This window comes from Streptomyces tibetensis (genome assembly GCF_040647715.1).
GTDB lineage: Bacteria > Actinomycetota > Actinomycetes > Streptomycetales > Streptomycetaceae > Streptomyces > Streptomyces tibetensis_A.
On the sequence record NZ_JBEZCR010000002.1, the window covers coordinates 632,958 to 647,352 of the forward strand.

Annotated in this window: 16 protein-coding genes; 11 read left to right on the plus strand and 5 right to left on the minus strand. The window is 70.2% G+C overall.

The genetic code is table 11. The features are described 5' to 3' along the window. Window positions 1-29: 29 nt before the first annotated feature. The 3 genes from AB0B29_RS07410 (at window position 30) to AB0B29_RS07420 (ending at window position 2,462) form a co-directional block, all read left to right on the plus strand. Window positions 30-506 carry an ATP-binding protein gene (locus AB0B29_RS07410; RefSeq protein WP_362235147.1) on the plus strand — a complete coding sequence of 159 codons (477 nt, stop codon included), beginning with the start codon at window positions 30-32 and terminating at the stop codon, window positions 504-506. 111 nt (window positions 507-617) lie between these two features. Then, window positions 618-1,934 (plus strand): Nramp family divalent metal transporter, encoded by a 1,317-nt coding sequence (locus AB0B29_RS07415; protein WP_362235150.1) that lies wholly within the window; start codon window positions 618-620, stop codon window positions 1,932-1,934. A 75-nt stretch (window positions 1,935-2,009) separates the two neighbouring features. Beyond that, window positions 2,010-2,462 (plus strand): hypothetical protein, encoded by a 453-nt coding sequence (locus tag AB0B29_RS07420; RefSeq protein ID WP_362235152.1) that lies wholly within the window; start codon window positions 2,010-2,012, stop codon window positions 2,460-2,462. Window positions 2,463-2,498: 36 nt separating this feature from the next. Here the strand turns inward: AB0B29_RS07420 and AB0B29_RS07425 are convergent, their stop codons facing one another. The 5 genes from AB0B29_RS07425 to AB0B29_RS07445 are packed head-to-tail and all read right to left on the minus strand — an operon-like array spanning window position 2,499 to window position 7,182. Then, window positions 2,499-4,187 carry a chitinase gene (locus tag AB0B29_RS07425; protein ID WP_362235155.1) on the minus strand — a complete coding sequence of 563 codons (1,689 nt, stop codon included), beginning with the start codon at window positions 4,185-4,187 and terminating at the stop codon, window positions 2,499-2,501. 31 nt (window positions 4,188-4,218) lie between these two features. Then, window positions 4,219-4,608, minus strand: a complete 390-nt coding sequence (locus AB0B29_RS07430; RefSeq protein ID WP_362235158.1) for a hypothetical protein — start codon at window positions 4,606-4,608, stop codon at window positions 4,219-4,221. Further along, complete coding sequence (locus AB0B29_RS07435) at window positions 4,608-5,039, minus strand: DUF3592 domain-containing protein (protein WP_362235161.1); 432 nt, start codon at window positions 5,037-5,039, stop codon at window positions 4,608-4,610. Before AB0B29_RS07435 ends, AB0B29_RS07430 begins: the two co-directional genes overlap by 1 nt. Before the next feature lie 2 nt (window positions 5,040-5,041). Beyond that, window positions 5,042-5,602, minus strand: coding sequence for a hypothetical protein (locus tag AB0B29_RS07440; protein ID WP_362235163.1), 561 nt, complete (start codon window positions 5,600-5,602; stop codon window positions 5,042-5,044). A 20-nt stretch (window positions 5,603-5,622) separates the two neighbouring features. Next, a complete protein-coding gene (locus AB0B29_RS07445; protein WP_362235165.1) occupies window positions 5,623-7,182 on the minus strand; it encodes a hypothetical protein in 1,560 nt (519 codons plus the stop codon). A gap of 386 nt (window positions 7,183-7,568) precedes the next feature. On the opposite strand from AB0B29_RS07445, the gene AB0B29_RS07450 reads away from it, so the two are divergent. From AB0B29_RS07450 to AB0B29_RS07485, 8 genes are all read left to right on the plus strand, one after another. Beyond that, window positions 7,569-8,402 carry a hypothetical protein gene (locus AB0B29_RS07450; protein ID WP_362235685.1) on the plus strand — a complete coding sequence of 278 codons (834 nt, stop codon included), beginning with the start codon at window positions 7,569-7,571 and terminating at the stop codon, window positions 8,400-8,402. A 70-nt stretch (window positions 8,403-8,472) separates the two neighbouring features. Next, complete coding sequence (cpaB, locus tag AB0B29_RS07455; protein WP_362235168.1) at window positions 8,473-9,180, plus strand: Flp pilus assembly protein CpaB; 708 nt, start codon at window positions 8,473-8,475, stop codon at window positions 9,178-9,180. A gap of 9 nt (window positions 9,181-9,189) precedes the next feature. Beyond that, window positions 9,190-10,422, plus strand: a complete 1,233-nt coding sequence (locus AB0B29_RS07460; RefSeq protein WP_362235170.1) for an AAA family ATPase — start codon at window positions 9,190-9,192, stop codon at window positions 10,420-10,422. Window positions 10,423-10,484: 62 nt separating this feature from the next. Next, a complete protein-coding gene (locus AB0B29_RS07465; RefSeq protein WP_362235688.1) occupies window positions 10,485-10,811 on the plus strand; it encodes a pilus assembly protein in 327 nt (108 codons plus the stop codon). Then, complete coding sequence (locus AB0B29_RS07470; protein WP_362235173.1) at window positions 10,811-11,167, plus strand: TadE/TadG family type IV pilus assembly protein; 357 nt, start codon at window positions 10,811-10,813, stop codon at window positions 11,165-11,167. The genes AB0B29_RS07465 and AB0B29_RS07470 overlap by 1 nt, the downstream gene beginning before the upstream one ends. Before the next feature lie 24 nt (window positions 11,168-11,191). After that, a complete protein-coding gene (locus AB0B29_RS07475) occupies window positions 11,192-12,529 on the plus strand; it encodes a CpaF family protein (protein WP_362235176.1) in 1,338 nt (445 codons plus the stop codon). A 9-nt stretch (window positions 12,530-12,538) separates the two neighbouring features. Beyond that, window positions 12,539-13,483 (plus strand): type II secretion system F family protein, encoded by a 945-nt coding sequence (locus AB0B29_RS07480; protein ID WP_362235177.1) that lies wholly within the window; start codon window positions 12,539-12,541, stop codon window positions 13,481-13,483. 16 nt (window positions 13,484-13,499) lie between these two features. Continuing rightward, on the plus strand, window positions 13,500-14,387 hold the full coding sequence (locus AB0B29_RS07485) for a DUF5936 domain-containing protein (RefSeq protein ID WP_362235180.1): 888 nt from the start codon (window positions 13,500-13,502) through the stop codon (window positions 14,385-14,387). Window positions 14,388-14,395 lie beyond the last annotated feature (8 nt).

Here is a 14,395-nt window from a genome sequence, read left to right on the forward strand (position 1 = left end):
GGAGCGCCCGAAGGGATCACCCTGGACTCATGCTGCAACTCTCCGGGCGGCACCACCTCCCCGACCCCGACGCCCACTACGGTCCTTTCCCGCAACCACCGTTGGGAGCGGGGCATCTGAGCGTCGAGTACCCGCCCCGGCCCTCCGCCGTCCGTGAGGCACGCGCGGAGGTCCGCAGGCAGTTGGAGTGCTGGGGGCTCGCCGAGCGCGGTGACGTCGCGGAGGTGGCCGAACTGCTCGTCGGTGAACTGGCCACCAACGCCCTGGTGCACGCCGGGAGCCCCTTCCGGCTCACCCTCTTCGCCGCGCACGGCCTCCTGCGCTGCGAGGTCGCCGACACCGCACGCCGTGTACCGCGGGTGCTGGACGCGGCCACGGGGGAGAGCGGCCGTGGAATGTTCCTGGTGGACGCGCTCGCCCAGCGCTGGGGCTGCCACCGGGACGGGTCGGGCAAGACCGTGTGGTTCGAGCTCGGCACGTGCGGGGCGGACGGCTGTGGTCGGTGACGGCCGTAGCGCTCCGCCGGGCCTGACCGGGCAGGGTGTCCTAGGGGCATCGCGTGAAGATCCGGTCAGGCCCTCTTGTCCCGCGGCCTCCTTTGGAGTTTCTTGACCCTCATGGCGGACACCACGGGAAACACCACCGAGAACGAGGCCACCCATCACCCACAGCCCCGGAAGGCGAGCTGGAAGTACATCGGCCCGGGCATCGTCGTCGCGGCGACCGGGGTCGGCGCCGGTGACCTCGTCGCCACGCTGATCGCGGGCAGCAACTTCGGCTACACCCTCCTGTGGGCCGCGATCATCGGCTGCCTGGTGAAGATCTCCCTGGCCGAGGCGGCGGGCCGCTGGCACCTGTCCACGGGCCGCACCCTGTTCGACGGCTGGGCGAGCCTGGGCCGCTGGACCACCTGGTTCTTCGCGGTCTACGTCGTGGTCTGGGGCTTCGTCTACGGCGCGGCGGCGATGTCGTCGAGCGCGCTGCCGCTGCAGGCGCTGTTCCCCGACGTGATGGACCTCAAGTGGTGGGGCATCGCCTGCGGTCTGGTCGGTCTGGTCTTCGTCTGGTTCAACAAGTACGCGGTGTTCGAGAAGGTCATGACGATCCTGGTGGGCGTCATGTTCGTGGTGACGGTGTACCTGGCGATCCGGGTCACGCCGAACATCCCCGACGCCGTCGCCGGGCTCCTGCCGGTGCTGCCGGACGAGAAGGACTCGATCCTCAACACCCTGGGCCTGATCGGCGGCGTGGGCGGCACGATCACGCTCGCGGCGTACGGCTACTGGGTCAACGCCAAGGGCTGGACCGACACCGGCTGGATGAAGGTCATGCGCCTGGACAACCGCGTCGCCTACGCCACCACCGGCATCTTCGTCGTCGCCATGCTGTTCGTCGGCGCGGAGCTGCTGCACTCGGCGAACGTCGCCATCGCCAGCGGCGACAAGGGCCTGATCCAGCTGGGCGACATCCTGGAGGAGGAGTACGGCTCGGCCACCGCGAAGTTCTTCCTGATCGGCTTCTTCGCCACGTCCTTCACCTCGCTGATCGGCGTCTGGCACGGCGTGAGCCTGATGTTCGCCGACTTCGTGGCCCGGCTGTCGGGCACGGGCCAGGTGAAGGGCGAGGAGGTCGCCTCGGGGACACGCGAGCGTTCCTGGCCGTTCCGCGCCTACCTGCTCTGGCTGACCTTCCCGCCGATGATCCTGCTCTTCGAGGGTCAGCCCTTCCGCCTGATCATCATCTACGGCGTCCTCGGCGCGGCGTTCCTGCCCTTCCTCGCCGGCACCCTGATCTGGCTCCTCAACTCCTCCCGCACGCCCCGGGAGTGGCGCAACGGCCCGCTCAGCAACGCCATGCTCGCCGTCGCCGGCCTGCTGTTCCTGATCCTGTGCGTGAAGCAGATCTGGGACCAGCCGTGGGGGGAGTTCTTCTAGGGCGGCGGGCAGGGAGAATGGCTCACCCACGTACCGAGACGTTGCCGGCGAGCACGAGGACCGAGGACCCGACGGATGAGCCAGCAGTACCCACCCCCCGGCCCCGGCTTCGGCCCGCCTCCGCCGCAGTACGCGCCGGCGCCGCCCCCGCACGCGGCGCCGCCGTACGCCCGGGCTCCGCAGCAGCCGCCGTACGCCCAGGCTCCGCAGCAGGCGTACGCCACGGCTCCGTCGCAGCCGGCGGCGGGCGGCCCGGACTTCCTGGCCGTCGACAAGCGCAACGCGGTCGTCGTCGACGCGTCGGGCGTGGCCTTCGAGTCGTCCGGCCTGTCGATCGAGTTCCGCTGGCCGGAGATTCGCAGCGTTCACTACCAGGCGAGCCCGAACGGCAAGGCGCTGATGGTCGCCGTGATCCACCTGGACGGCCGGTTCTTCGAGTGCGTGGTGGAGGCCAAGCCCCGGTCGCGGCTCCAGGAGTGGTTCCCGCAGCTGGCGTGGGTGCTGGGCCACTACCGGCCGGCGGGGTGAGGGACCTCCCCACCCCACCGGTGATGCCGCTCCCGGTTACGGCAGCCCGTGCACGTGCGGTCCCACCGCGCCGGACCAGGCGTTGCCCGCCGCGGCGTCCCAGTTGGTCGACCAGGTCATCGCACCGCGCAGGTCGGGGTACGTCCGCGGCGGCTTGAAGGTGCCGCAGCCGGTGGCCCGGGTCAGACAGTCCAGGGCGTTGTTCACCACGCTCGGCGAGACGTAGCCGCTGCCCGCCCCGCGTGTCGAGGCCGGCAGGCCCAGACCCACCTGGGACGGGGCGAGGCCGTTCTCCAGCTGGATGCAGGCCAGGGCCGTCAGGAAATCGACCGAGCCCTGGCTGTAGACCTTGCCGTCGCAGCCGAGCATGGAACCGCTGTTGTAGTACTGCATGTTGACGACCGTGAGGATGTCCTTCACGTTCAGCGCGGTCCGGAAGTAGCCGTTGGACGTGGACTGCATGTCGATCGTCTGCGGTGCCATCGTGAGGACGAGCGAGGGGCCCGCCTTCGCCGACAGGGCGCGCAGTGCCTGCGTCATGTACGTCGCGTTCAGGCCGTTCTCCAGGTCGATGTCGACGCCGTCGAAGCCGTAGGTCTGCATCACGGAGTACACGCTGTTCGCGAAGTTCGTCGCCGACGCCGAGTCGTTGACCGACACGGTGCCGCGCTCGCCGCCGACCGAGATGATCACCTTCTTGCCCGCGGCCTGCTTCGCCTTCACGTCCGCCTTGAACTGGTCGGGCGTGTAGCCGTTCAGCCCGGCCGAGTCCAGGGTGAAGGACACCGTCCCGGGCGTGCCCGTCGCGTCGGCGAAGGCCACCGCGATGATGTCGTAGGCGGCCGGGACGTCGGAGATGCGCTGGACGGTCGCCCCGTTGTCGAAGTTCTGCCAGTAGCCGGTCACCGCGTGCCTGGGCAGCGCGGGGCCCGGACCGTTCGGCCTGTTCGTGGTGCCGGTCACGGCCGCCGACTTCGGTGACTCACCGGCCCCGTTGGTCGCCGAGACCTGAAAGGAGTACGACGTCGAGGCCGCGAGCCCGGTCACCGTCGCCGAGGCGCCGGAGACCGCCGTCACCTTCGCGCCGTCGCGGTAGACGGTGTAACCCGTCGCCCCCGACACCGTGTTCCACGCCAGGGAGACCGAGGAGGACGTGGTGCCGGTGACGTTCAGGCCGCCCGGCGTGGACGGGATCGTGGGGCCCGGGTCCGTGCCCCCTCCGCCGTCGGGGCCGAACACCGACACGTCGTCCGCGTAGTAGGCCGCCTGCCCGTACCAGCCGTGCGTGTACACCGTCACCGAGGTGGTCGAGGAGCCCGTGGTGAAGGTGGTCGACAGCTGCTTCCAGGAGGAGGAGTCGGGCGTCCAGGTGGACACGTCCGTCGTGCCGGTGCCCGTCACGCCGAGGTAGGCGTACCCGCCCCGGACCCAGGCACCGAGCTGGTAGGTGGAGTTGGGCTTCACCCGGACGGTCTGGGAGCAGCGGGCGTTGTCCTGCCCCGAGGGGGTCGCCCGCAGTGCGGCCGTGCCGGTGCGGACGGGGGAGGGGACCGTGGTGCCGCTGCCCGCCGAGCAGGTCCAGTCGCTCAGGCCCGACTCGAAGCCGGCGTTCCTGGCGTTGTCGACGTCGGCGGCGTTCGCCTGGCCGATGGTCGTGACGGTGAGGGCCAGGGCAGCCGTGACGGCGCCCGACCACAGCCGCAGGGATCGTCTGTGTGGGGACATGACAAGAAAATGGTCCAGACCAAAGCGAGTGTCAAGAGGTCCAGACCAACCTGTCGAGCAGCAGTCCCACCGTGCAGCCCGCCAGCAGTACCCCCGTGGACATCCAGAATCCCGCTCCGGCGAGGTCCAGCACCCCCGGTCGCAGGAAGAGCAGCAGCACCTGAGCCGCCGCCGGGGCCGCGCACGCCGCCGCGAGGTGCCGCACCGGCATCTCCCGCCACGGCTCCGGATGCACCCGCGCCGCCGCCCAGGTGGCCAGCACGACACACACCAGGTTCGGCAGATGCACCAGCGCCAGCGCTGCTCCGAACGAACCGACACCGTGCGGGCCGACCAGCGGGTCGTGGATCAGCGTCGTCTGGACGTACTCGGTGAGGACCAGCACGACGATGCCGACGGCCCAGCAGCGGACGAGAGTCATCAGTTGCCCCCGGTGATCTCGAAGAAGAGCAGGATCGCGAACCCGGCCGTGGCCATGCCGCAGCCGGCTGCCAGGGCCAGTGCCTGGAGCACCGGGGACCAGCAGCCCCGGCCCGCGACCGTCGCCGTGCCCGCGGGATCGCGGGGGTCGTAGGCGACGGTGACCGCGCTGCCCTCCGTCGTCGACCAGCCCGCCAGGTCCTCGAACTCGACCCGCACGCCGTCGGCCGTACGGAAGGCGAAGAAGTGCCGCCGGGCGTCGGATCGCTGGTACGGCTCCGTCTCCACCCGGACGCAACTGCCCTCGGCCCGGGCACCGCGCCGCAGCACCCGCGTCACCGTCACCAGCCGCCGCGCGTACCTCCACGCCAGTGCGCCGAACAACGCCACCAGCAGCGCGAGGACGACGTATCCGGCGCCCGGCACCTCCACGGCTAGTGCACCTCGACCGAGTCGATGATCCGGTCCAGGTCCCCGTCCGGCAGGGCACCCCGCTCAGCGTCGATGCGGATCGCGAAGGTGGCGTCGTTCGAGTCCAGGCCCGCCAGGATCACGCCCTCGACGGGGGTGCCCGCCGCCGGTCCGCCGTCCTCACCGGTCGCCTTGAAGGAGAAGTCGATGCGCCTGGCCTCGTCCGTGCCGGCCAGGTCCACGTCCTTCTGGCCCTTGACGTCGGCGCCCATCTGAATCCCCGCCTCGGCGGCGATCGCGGCCTGCTCGGCCGAGTTCGCCTCGGTGAAGCCGAGTTGCACGGTGACGACCGAGACCTTCTTCCCGCCCTCCGTGCGCACCGCGGCGGCCGCGTTGTGCTTGCCCCGCTCGGCGGCGCTCTGCTCCTCGTAACCCTTCGGGTACGACACGTCGACGCCCTCGGTCTTCAGCGTCCCCCAGCCCTCGGGCACCTCTCCCGCGCCGGAGCCGGAACTCCCGCAGCCGGTCAGGGCCACGGCGGTCGTCAGCAGGGCGGCGGTCAGGCAGGCACGGCGGGTCTTCATCGGCAGGGGCTCCCGTCTCGTCAGTTCGCACAGTAGCTGTAGGGAAGATAGGAGCGTCCGTCTCCGTGGGGCGCGCCCAGGAACTGGGCATCGGTCAGGGTCTCCGCCTTCTTCTCCGTGCTGATCGTCATGCCCAGACTGAGCCCCAGATTCAACTCGAAGCCGTACTCGGCCGCGTTCACATCGCCCGTGTACGTCATCCGGCTCGACTTGCCCTGGTCGAACACCAGTTGTCCGAAGGGGTCGTCGGCGCCCGGCCGGGACGTCGGCGCGTGGTCGCCGAACATGTACTGGAAGGGCGTCGCGACCTGCTCGTTGTTGCTGTCCAGCCAGCGCTCCGCGACCGCCCGGTCCCGGTCGCCCGCCGGGCCCGGATCGAAGGCGAGGGTGTGGGTGACGATCTCGATGCCGGTCTGCGAGTCGGTTCCCTTCACCCCGGCGCTGCCGCCCCGCTTGTCCCCGTCCTTCCTGCCGTTGTCCCCGCCCGCCTTGGCGCCGTCCTTCTGGCCGCCCTCCTCGACGGTGCGGGTCATGTCGACGCGGACGAGCTTGCCGGTCTTCTTGTCGTAGGTGACCGTGATGGTGCCGGTCTGCGTCGTGTTCGCCGTGTACTCGCCGCTGAGCGGGCCTGCCTCGTAGCCCACCTTGGAGCCGTACTCGATGGACGAGGAGTACGTGTACGACTTGGTGTTCTTGTAGGAGTTGTCCGTCCAGGTCACCTCGGGGGAGTACTTGAAGGAGCCGCCGAGCGCGGCGCTCAGCTTCTTCTCGTCGCCCGCCGAGATCTTCAGGCCCGCCGACGCCGAGGCCTCCACGCCGACCTTGCCGTAGGTGATCTTCCGGTTGTCGCCGAGGTTCTCCTTGATGCGGTTCTGAGTGTCCTCCTCGTCCTTCAGGGGACCCTTGCCGAAGAGGTAGGCGATGCTGTCGCCGATGCTCGCCTCCGCCCCGCCGGGCATGGTGCGCCGCATCTCGTACATCTGCAGCTTCTCCACGTCGTCCCGGAACCGCTGGGCCTCGTCGGGGCTCTGGAACACCCAGGTGTCGCCATTGGTGACCTTGATGCCGAGCCCCAGCTCCACCTTGTCCGCGCCGAACCGGCCCACCTTCATCCCCGGCTTGAAGTCCTTCTTCGCCGCGACCGACGCGGCGTCCGTGAAGGTCAGATAGACCAGTTGATCGCGGTCGTCGACCGTGCCGTCGCCGTTGACGTCCGTCTTCGCCTTCAGGTGCTGCTCCTGGAAGCCGTACTCCTTGCCGATCTCCCAGAAGAGGATCTTCGCCTTCGAGCCCGCCTTGTCGGTGACCGAGGAGACCTGGCACAGCGCCGGTTCGAAGTCCGCGTCGGTGAGCGGCTTGTCCGGCCCCGGCCCGCCCGTCCCGCAGTCGCCGCCGCCGGCGACCCGGCACACCTGCACGGCGAGCTTGTCGTAGATCAACTGGCCGACACCGGTGACCGAGACGGCCAGGACGATGGCCGCGCTGACGACGACCATCCCGAGGTACTCGGTGCCGGTCGCCCCCCGGTCGTCGAAGACCGGTCCGCGCCCGTACGTCCGTATGCCGCCCCCGTCCGCCACACGGCACCCCTCCTCGCCCGACCCGCGTGTCTTTTCGGACGGCGAGCGTAGGTACACGACGCTGCGTCAGGCGTGGGCCTCAGGACCCAAACGAAGGCCCATCGTCACCACTGGGCCCGCTGGGCTCACCGCCCGGAACCGCCCCGGGCTCGCCGGGACGACCGGCAAGATGCTCAACCTGCCCCGTTTTGACGCCTCTTGTGCCACGACAGTTGCTCTCCAGCTACACAAACGCTGTTCTCCGGTCACAGAGGCGTGGATACAGTGCTGGAGTAGTCACGCAGTGAAGTCGACGCGGTGCGCCGGAGTGACACCCGGCGTTCCGACCGGCATGGGGAAACGGGGAGCTGCGCGTGCCAACTGCCATTGCCGTGACCGGCGCCGACATGGCGCTGCCGCCACAGGACGAACGCACCCTGCCCGCCGTCGTGCTGCGGGAGATCGACCGACGCCCCCTGGAGCAGGCGCTGGCCGAGATGCAGGCCCTGGTCGAACACCACGGGCATGTGATCGTCGTCTGCTCACAGGCCGCGCCCACCGCGGTGCAGCGACGGCTGCACACCCTGCGCTCCCTCATGGAGAGCGACCGCATCGCCCTGTTCCGGCCGGACCTGCCACCCCTCGGACTGGCGGTCCTGGCCCGCCAGTTACGCCAGCTCGCCTCCTGCGACATCAGCCCCGGCGTGCTCGCCTCGGCCGGCCGGCTGCTCGTCCACTACATCCACGCCGGCGCGCTGCTGAACTCCGTCGCCCGCCTCGACCGCGTCCCCGTCGGCCTGAAGTCGCACGCCAAGTCCTGGGTGCCCGGCAGCCAGTTCGGCGTCCTCGCCCACCCCGAGCCGCACCTCGTGAGGATCACCCCCGAGGCCCGGCTCCCCGGCCCCGAGTTCGGCACCTGGATGCTGCTCGCCAAGGGCCAGCTCCAGTCCGACTGGGTCAGCGGCACCCTCGCCCCCTCCTGGCAGGTGCAGGGACTGCGCGAGACCCCCCTCCCGGCCGAATCACCCGGCTGGTGGGGTACCGGCAAGCTCATCGAGTTCTGCAGCTACCTGCCCGACCTGTCCGTCCTCTACCAGCTGGTCACCTCCGTACGGCGCAGCCGGTGCCACTGGTGCGGCATCGACGTCATCGGGGACCGCTGCGTGTTCTGCTCGGCCACGCCACCCGTCCACGACAGCCCGCCCCACCAGCAGCTCGAGAGCCGAACGGCCGTCGGCTGAGGCCTGACACCGCTCGTCAGCACTGTTCCGATCCCGCTCGACCGATATCCCCAACGAGGTTGTACGGTTCATGAACTCCCGTCAGCGCCGCGGCGTGATTCTCCTGCTCCTGTCGGTCGTCTGCGCCCTCGGCGCCTTCGCCGGCGTGCTCTCCGTCATCAGCGACGTGGAGTCGAAGGTCGGCCCCGAGGTCACCGCCTACCGGCTCAAGTCCGAGGTGCCGCCCTACACCACCCTCAGCACGGGCCAGTTCGAGAAGATCAAGATGCCCGAACGGTGGCTGTCCGACAACGCGGTCACCGACCTGCGGGAGATACAGGGCAAGATCGCCGTCACCACGCTGCGCGCGGGCTCCCTGCTCCAGTCCGACATGATCGTCCGCCGGCCGGCCCTCCAGCCCGGCCAGCAGGAGGTCGCCATCATGATCGACGCGGCGACCGGCGTGGCCGGCAAGATCACACCCGGCGCCTCGGTCAACGTCTACGCCACCTTCGAGGGCGCCCGCGAGGGCGACCCCGACCAGTCGAAGATCATCGTCACCAACGCCAAGGTCCTCGACGTCGGCCAACTCACCGCACTCAAGCCCGACGAGAGCAACCGCACCCAGCAGCCCACCGACGCCGTCCCGATCACCTTCGCACTGTCCGCCCTCGACGCCCAGCGCATCACCTACGCCGAGTCGTTCGCCAAGCGCGTCCGCCTCGCCCTCGTCGCGCCCGGCAGCGACACCACCGTCCCCGAGAAGGACCGGACGTACGAACTCGCGAAGGACAAGTGAGAGGCTGCCATGCCCACGAGGATCCTCCCGGCGGTCGGTGACACGGACGCGGCCCGGTCCGTCACGACACTGCTCAGCCAGCTCCCGGACGCCGAGCCCGTCGCCCCCGTGGTCGACTCCACCCAGCTCATCGACACCCTGGCCCGGCTGGCCGCCGAGTCGGTCGACGAGCTGCCGGAGGTCGTGATCGTCCACGAGCGGATCGGCCCCGTTCCCGCGCTGGAACTGATCCGCGAAGTGGCCCTGCGCTTCCCGGCCGTCGGCGTCATCCTCGTCACCTCCGACGCGAGCCCCGGCCTCTTCCAGGCCGCCATGGACTACGGCGCCCGCGGCCTGGTCGCCCTGCCGCTGAGCTACGAGGAACTCGCCAGCCGCGTCCAGGCCGTCGCCCAGTGGTCCGTCGGCGTACGACGCCACCTCGGCGCCGGCGGAGACGTCTTCACCGGCGTCGGCGGCACCGTCGTCACCGTCAGCGGCGCCAAGGGCGGCGCCGGAGCCACTCTCACCGCGATCCAGCTGGCCCTCGCCGCCCAGGCCTCCGGCCGCAGCACCGCCCTGGTCGACATGGACCTCCAGACCGGAGACATCGCCTCCTACCTGGACGTCCAGTTCCGCCGCTCCGTCGTCGACCTCGCCGCCATCACCGACATCTCCCCGCGCGTCCTCGCCGACGCCGTCTTCCGCCACGACACCGGCGTCGCCCTGCTGCTCGCCCCCGCCGAAGGGGAACGCGGCGAGGACGTCACCGACCGCGCCGCCCGGCAGATCGTCAGCGCCCTGCGCTCCCGCTACGAGGTCGTCGTCATCGACTGCGGCGCCCAGCTCGGCGGCGCCGGGGCGGCGGCCGTGGAGATGGCCGACCGGGCCCTGCTGATCACCACGCCGGACGTGGTCGCCGTACGGGGCGCGAAACGGGCCGTGCGGATGTGGGACCGGCTGCAGATCCGCAAGGCCGAGGAGACGACCGTCGTCGTCAACCGGCACTCGCGCGCCACGGAGATCCAGCCGCCCCTCATCCAGAAGATCACCGGCACGGCGGTCGCGGCCACCGTGGTCCCCGCCAACTTCAAGGAACTGCAGAGCGTCGTGGACGCGGGCCGCATCCACGAACTGGAGAACAAGAGCTCCGTGAAGCAGGCCCTGTGGGGTCTGGCGGGGGAGCTGGGACTGGTGAAGGCCCCGGACGGTGCGCAGAAGGGGGGCCGGGGGGCGGGGGGCTTCCGGCGGAGGAAGGAGGGGTGAGGGTGCTGAGGGTGCCTTCGAGGGAGCGGGACAAGGGGCAGGTGACGATCGAGTTCCTGGGGATGATGCCGACGATCATCGTGACGCTGATCGCCCTGTGGCAGGTCGTCCTCGTCGGCTACACCTACACGCTCGCGGGCAACGCCGCGGACGAGGCCGTACGGCAGGGGACGGCTGCGGAGCCGGGCGTGCGGCAGGCCGTGTGCGAGCAGGCGGGCAAGGACAAGCTGTCGGACGCGTGGCGTTCCGGGGCCGAGGTGACCTGCGGCGGCTCGGGCTATGTGACGGCCGACGTGGCCCTGAAGGTCCCGGTCCTCTTCCCCGGCGCGCTGTCCTTCGGGTTCACGGTCGAAGGCCACGCCGGGGCGGTCGAGGAGGCGAAACCCTGATGACCGGTATCCGCAAGGGCCGAGACCGCGGCCAGGTCGCCATCGAGTACATCGGGTTCCTGCCGATTCTGCTGATCGTCGCCCTGGGGGCCGTGCAGCTCGGCCTGATCGCCTACACGGCCCAACAGGCGGGCACGGCGGCCAGGACGGGGGCGCGCAGCGCGTCGCTGGACGGCCCGTCCGAGGCGGACTGCAGGGCAGCGGTCAGCAGCTGGCTGGCAGACGGGACGAGCTGCTCGGCGCCGACCGGCGGGGACGAGGTCACGGTCACGGCCACCGTGCAGATCCCGTCCCTCGTGCCCGGCTGGACGTTCGACCCGGCCGTCAAGACCGCGACGATGCCGCGCGACCACTGAGCAAGAGCTAGGAGCACCTGACTCATGAGCCTGCGAGCACGGATCAACACCCCCGAGGAGAAAGGCAACCGGGGCGAGGACGGTCACATGGTCGCCTCCTACCGGGCCAAGCTCCTGGAGGAGATCGACCTCGCGGAGATGAGTTCGCTGGCCGCCGCCGAGCGCAGGGCACGGCTGGAGCGGGTGCTCGGGCACATCATCAGCCGCGAGGGCCCGGTCCTGTCGACGGTGGAGCGGTCGCAGCTGATCCGCAGGGTCGTCGACGAGGCACTGGGCCTCGGCATCCTGGAACCGCTCCTGGAGGACGCGTCCATCACCGAGATCATGGTGAACGGACCGGACGCCATCTTCGTGGAGCGCGGCGGCCGGGTCGAGCAACTGCCCCTGCGCTTCGCCTCCAACGACCAGCTCATGCAGACCATCGAGCGCATCGTCTCGACGGTCAACCGGCGCGTGGACGAGTCGAACCCGATGGTCGACGCCCGCCTGCCCTCCGGCGAGCGCGTCAACGTCATCATCCCGCCCCTGTCCCTGACGGGCGCCACCCTCACCATCCGCCGCTTCCCGCGCTCCTTCACGCTCCAGGAGCTGATCGGCCTCGGCTCGCTCGACGAGCACATGCTGTACCTGCTGGCGGGGCTGGTGCAGGCGAAGTTCAACATCATCGTCTCGGGTGCGACGGGCACCGGAAAGACGACCTTGCTGAACGCCCTGTCGGGACTCATCCCGCAGGGCGAACGCATCATCACCATCGAGGACTCCGCCGAACTCCAGCTCCAGCAGCCGCACGTGATCCGCCTGGAGTCACGCCCACCCAACGTCGAGGGCAAGGGCCAGGTGACGATCCGCGACCTCGTCCGCAACTCCCTGCGCATGCGCCCCGACCGGATCGTCGTCGGTGAGGTCCGCGGCGGCGAGTCCCTCGACATGCTGCAGGCGATGTCGACGGGCCACGACGGCTCGCTGGCCACCGTCCACGCCAACAACGCCGAGGACGCGCTGATGCGACTGCAGACCCTGGCGTCCATGTCGGACGTGGAGATCCCCTTCGTGGCGCTGCACGACCAGATCAACAGCGCGGTCGACGTCATCGTGCAGCTGACCCGGTTCGCGGACGGCGCGCGCCGCATCACCGAGATCGCGATGATGGACAGCCACGGCAGCGACCCGTACCGCCTGGTCACGGTCGCCCGTTTCCACGCACAGCCCATGACCTCCGACGGCCGTATCCACGGGGCCTTCGAGTACTACCCCCTCCCGCGCCGCACCGCCGACCGCCTCTACATGGCGAGCCAGCCCCTCCCGCAGGCGTTCGGCATCGCTCAGTCGGCGGACCAGCTAGCCACCCGAGAAGCCAGGTAGGACCGACCGATGGAACTGCAATCGCTCATCACGCTCACCACCGGCGTCACTCTGCTGACCTGCGCCCTCGTGGTCGTGGGCCTGCACTCCTACGCCATGGGCAACGCACAACGGCAGGCCCTGGTCGACCGCCTGTCCGTCACGGGCCAGGTCCCGGCAGGCGGCCGGCGCCGCAACTTCCGCGGGATCGACCGCCGCCTGCGACGCACCAGGCTCGGCAAGAAACTGGAGCTCCGCCTCGCGGCGACCGGCCTGGACATCACCCCGGGCGAGTTCTTCGTCTACATGCTCGCCACGGTCGCGGGCCTGTGGCTGACCGGCCAGGCGGCCCTGGCACCGTTCTTCGGGCCGCTGGCGGGTCTGCTGGGCATCGGGGTCGCCGTCCAGTTCCTCAACTGGCAACGCCAGAAGCGCATCGAGAAGTTCATCAACCAGCTCCCCGAGATGGCCCGCATCCTCGCCAACGCCACCCAGGCGGGCCTCGCCCTGCGCACGGCCATCGGCATGGCGGCGGAGGAGATGGAAGCCCCGGCGGGGGAGGAGCTCGGCAAGGTGTCCAACCAGTTGGCGGTCGGCGCCTCGATGGACGACGCGCTGGGTGAACTGGCCGACCGCCTCCCCTCCCGCGAACTGGTCGTCCTCGTCACCACCCTGGTCCTGTCCAACCGGGCCGGTGGCCAGGTGGTCAGCGCGCTGCGCAACCTCACCGAGACGCTGGAGGAGCGCAAGGAGACCCGGCGCGAGGTCCGCACCCAGCTCTCCCAGGTCAACATGACGTCGTACGCCGTCCCGGTCCTGGGCGTCGGCTCCCTGTTCCTGATGAACGGGGTGAAGGACGGCGCCCTGGACCGCATGACCGGCTCAGCCTTCGGCCAGGCGGCGGTCATCATCGCCTTCTCGCTCTACGCCGTGGGCTTCGTCCTCATCCGCCGCCTGTCCCGCATCGACGTCTGAGAGCACGGAGGCAACCATGGGACTGCTGCTCGCACTGCTGATGGGCCTCGGTGTCTGGGGCGTCTTCGCCGGCCTGCGCATGTACCGGGCGGAGGCCAAACTGCCCGGCGACCTCGCCCTGGCCCTGGAGGTCGGCTCCACCCGCACCGGCGCGGTCGACTCGCTCATCGACCGCCTGGGCATGCGCTACGCACCCGCCGTCCTTCGCCTGATGGGCCCCAAGCAGGTGGCGAAGTACCGCCGCAAGATCGACCTCGCGGGCAACCCCGGCGGCCTGACGATCGACCGCTACGCGGCACGCCGCGCGGTCTACGGCTTCCTGGGGACCGTCGGCTTCCTGGTCTTCCTCCTGCGGGGCCAGCTGCTGGTCGCCCTGCTCCTGCTGGCGTTCGGCGCGTTCTGGACGGAGGTCGGCATCTGGTCGGCGATCCGCGTCCGCAAGGACGTCATCGAACGGACCCTGCCGGACTTCCTGGACGTCCTGGCGGTCGTGGTGAGCGCGGGCCTCGGCTTCCGCCAGGCGCTGGACCGGGTGGCCTCCCGCTACGAGGGCCCCTGGGCCGACGAACTGCGCATCACCCTGCGCCAGATGGACCTCGGCATGAGCCGCCGCCAGGCCTTCGCGGAACTGCGCCGCCGCAACGACTCCGAGCAGGTGGCGATGTTCGTGACGGCACTGCAGCAGGGCGAGGAACTGGGCGCACCGATCGTCGAGACGCTGGTGTCCCTCGCCAAGGACATGCGGCGTACGGATGCTCAGAACGCCCGCCGCAAGGCGGCCCGGGCCGTCCCCAAGGCCACGATGATGATCACGACCTTCATGGTCCCGGCCACCATGCTCCTGCTCGGCGCCGGCCTGATCCTCGGCTCGGGCACGGACTTCGGCTCGGTGACGGGGAAGTAGGGGAGGGC

Excerpts from the sequence above, each read along its gene's own strand:
- AB0B29_RS07480 (WP_362235177.1), top strand. The coding sequence starts at position 12,539 with ATGGAACTGCAATCGCTCATCACGCTCACCACCGGCGTCACTCTGCTG.
- AB0B29_RS07430 (WP_362235158.1), bottom strand. The coding sequence starts at position 4,608 with ATGACTCTCGTCCGCTGCTGGGCCGTCGGCATCGTCGTGCTGGTCCTC.
- cpaB (WP_362235168.1), top strand. The coding sequence starts at position 8,473 with ATGAACTCCCGTCAGCGCCGCGGCGTGATTCTCCTGCTCCTGTCGGTC.
- AB0B29_RS07420 (WP_362235152.1), top strand. The coding sequence starts at position 2,010 with ATGAGCCAGCAGTACCCACCCCCCGGCCCCGGCTTCGGCCCGCCTCCG.
- AB0B29_RS07465 (WP_362235688.1), top strand. The coding sequence starts at position 10,485 with ATGATGCCGACGATCATCGTGACGCTGATCGCCCTGTGGCAGGTCGTC.
- AB0B29_RS07410 (WP_362235147.1), top strand. The coding sequence starts at position 30 with ATGCTGCAACTCTCCGGGCGGCACCACCTCCCCGACCCCGACGCCCAC.
- AB0B29_RS07450 (WP_362235685.1), top strand. The coding sequence starts at position 7,569 with ATGGCGCTGCCGCCACAGGACGAACGCACCCTGCCCGCCGTCGTGCTG.
- AB0B29_RS07415 (WP_362235150.1), top strand. The coding sequence starts at position 618 with ATGGCGGACACCACGGGAAACACCACCGAGAACGAGGCCACCCATCAC.
- AB0B29_RS07440 (WP_362235163.1), bottom strand. The coding sequence starts at position 5,602 with ATGAAGACCCGCCGTGCCTGCCTGACCGCCGCCCTGCTGACGACCGCC.
- AB0B29_RS07470 (WP_362235173.1), top strand. The coding sequence starts at position 10,811 with ATGACCGGTATCCGCAAGGGCCGAGACCGCGGCCAGGTCGCCATCGAG.
- AB0B29_RS07485 (WP_362235180.1), top strand. The coding sequence starts at position 13,500 with ATGGGACTGCTGCTCGCACTGCTGATGGGCCTCGGTGTCTGGGGCGTC.
- AB0B29_RS07460 (WP_362235170.1), top strand. The coding sequence starts at position 9,190 with ATGCCCACGAGGATCCTCCCGGCGGTCGGTGACACGGACGCGGCCCGG.
- AB0B29_RS07425 (WP_362235155.1), bottom strand. The coding sequence starts at position 4,187 with ATGTCCCCACACAGACGATCCCTGCGGCTGTGGTCGGGCGCCGTCACG.
- AB0B29_RS07475 (WP_362235176.1), top strand. The coding sequence starts at position 11,192 with ATGAGCCTGCGAGCACGGATCAACACCCCCGAGGAGAAAGGCAACCGG.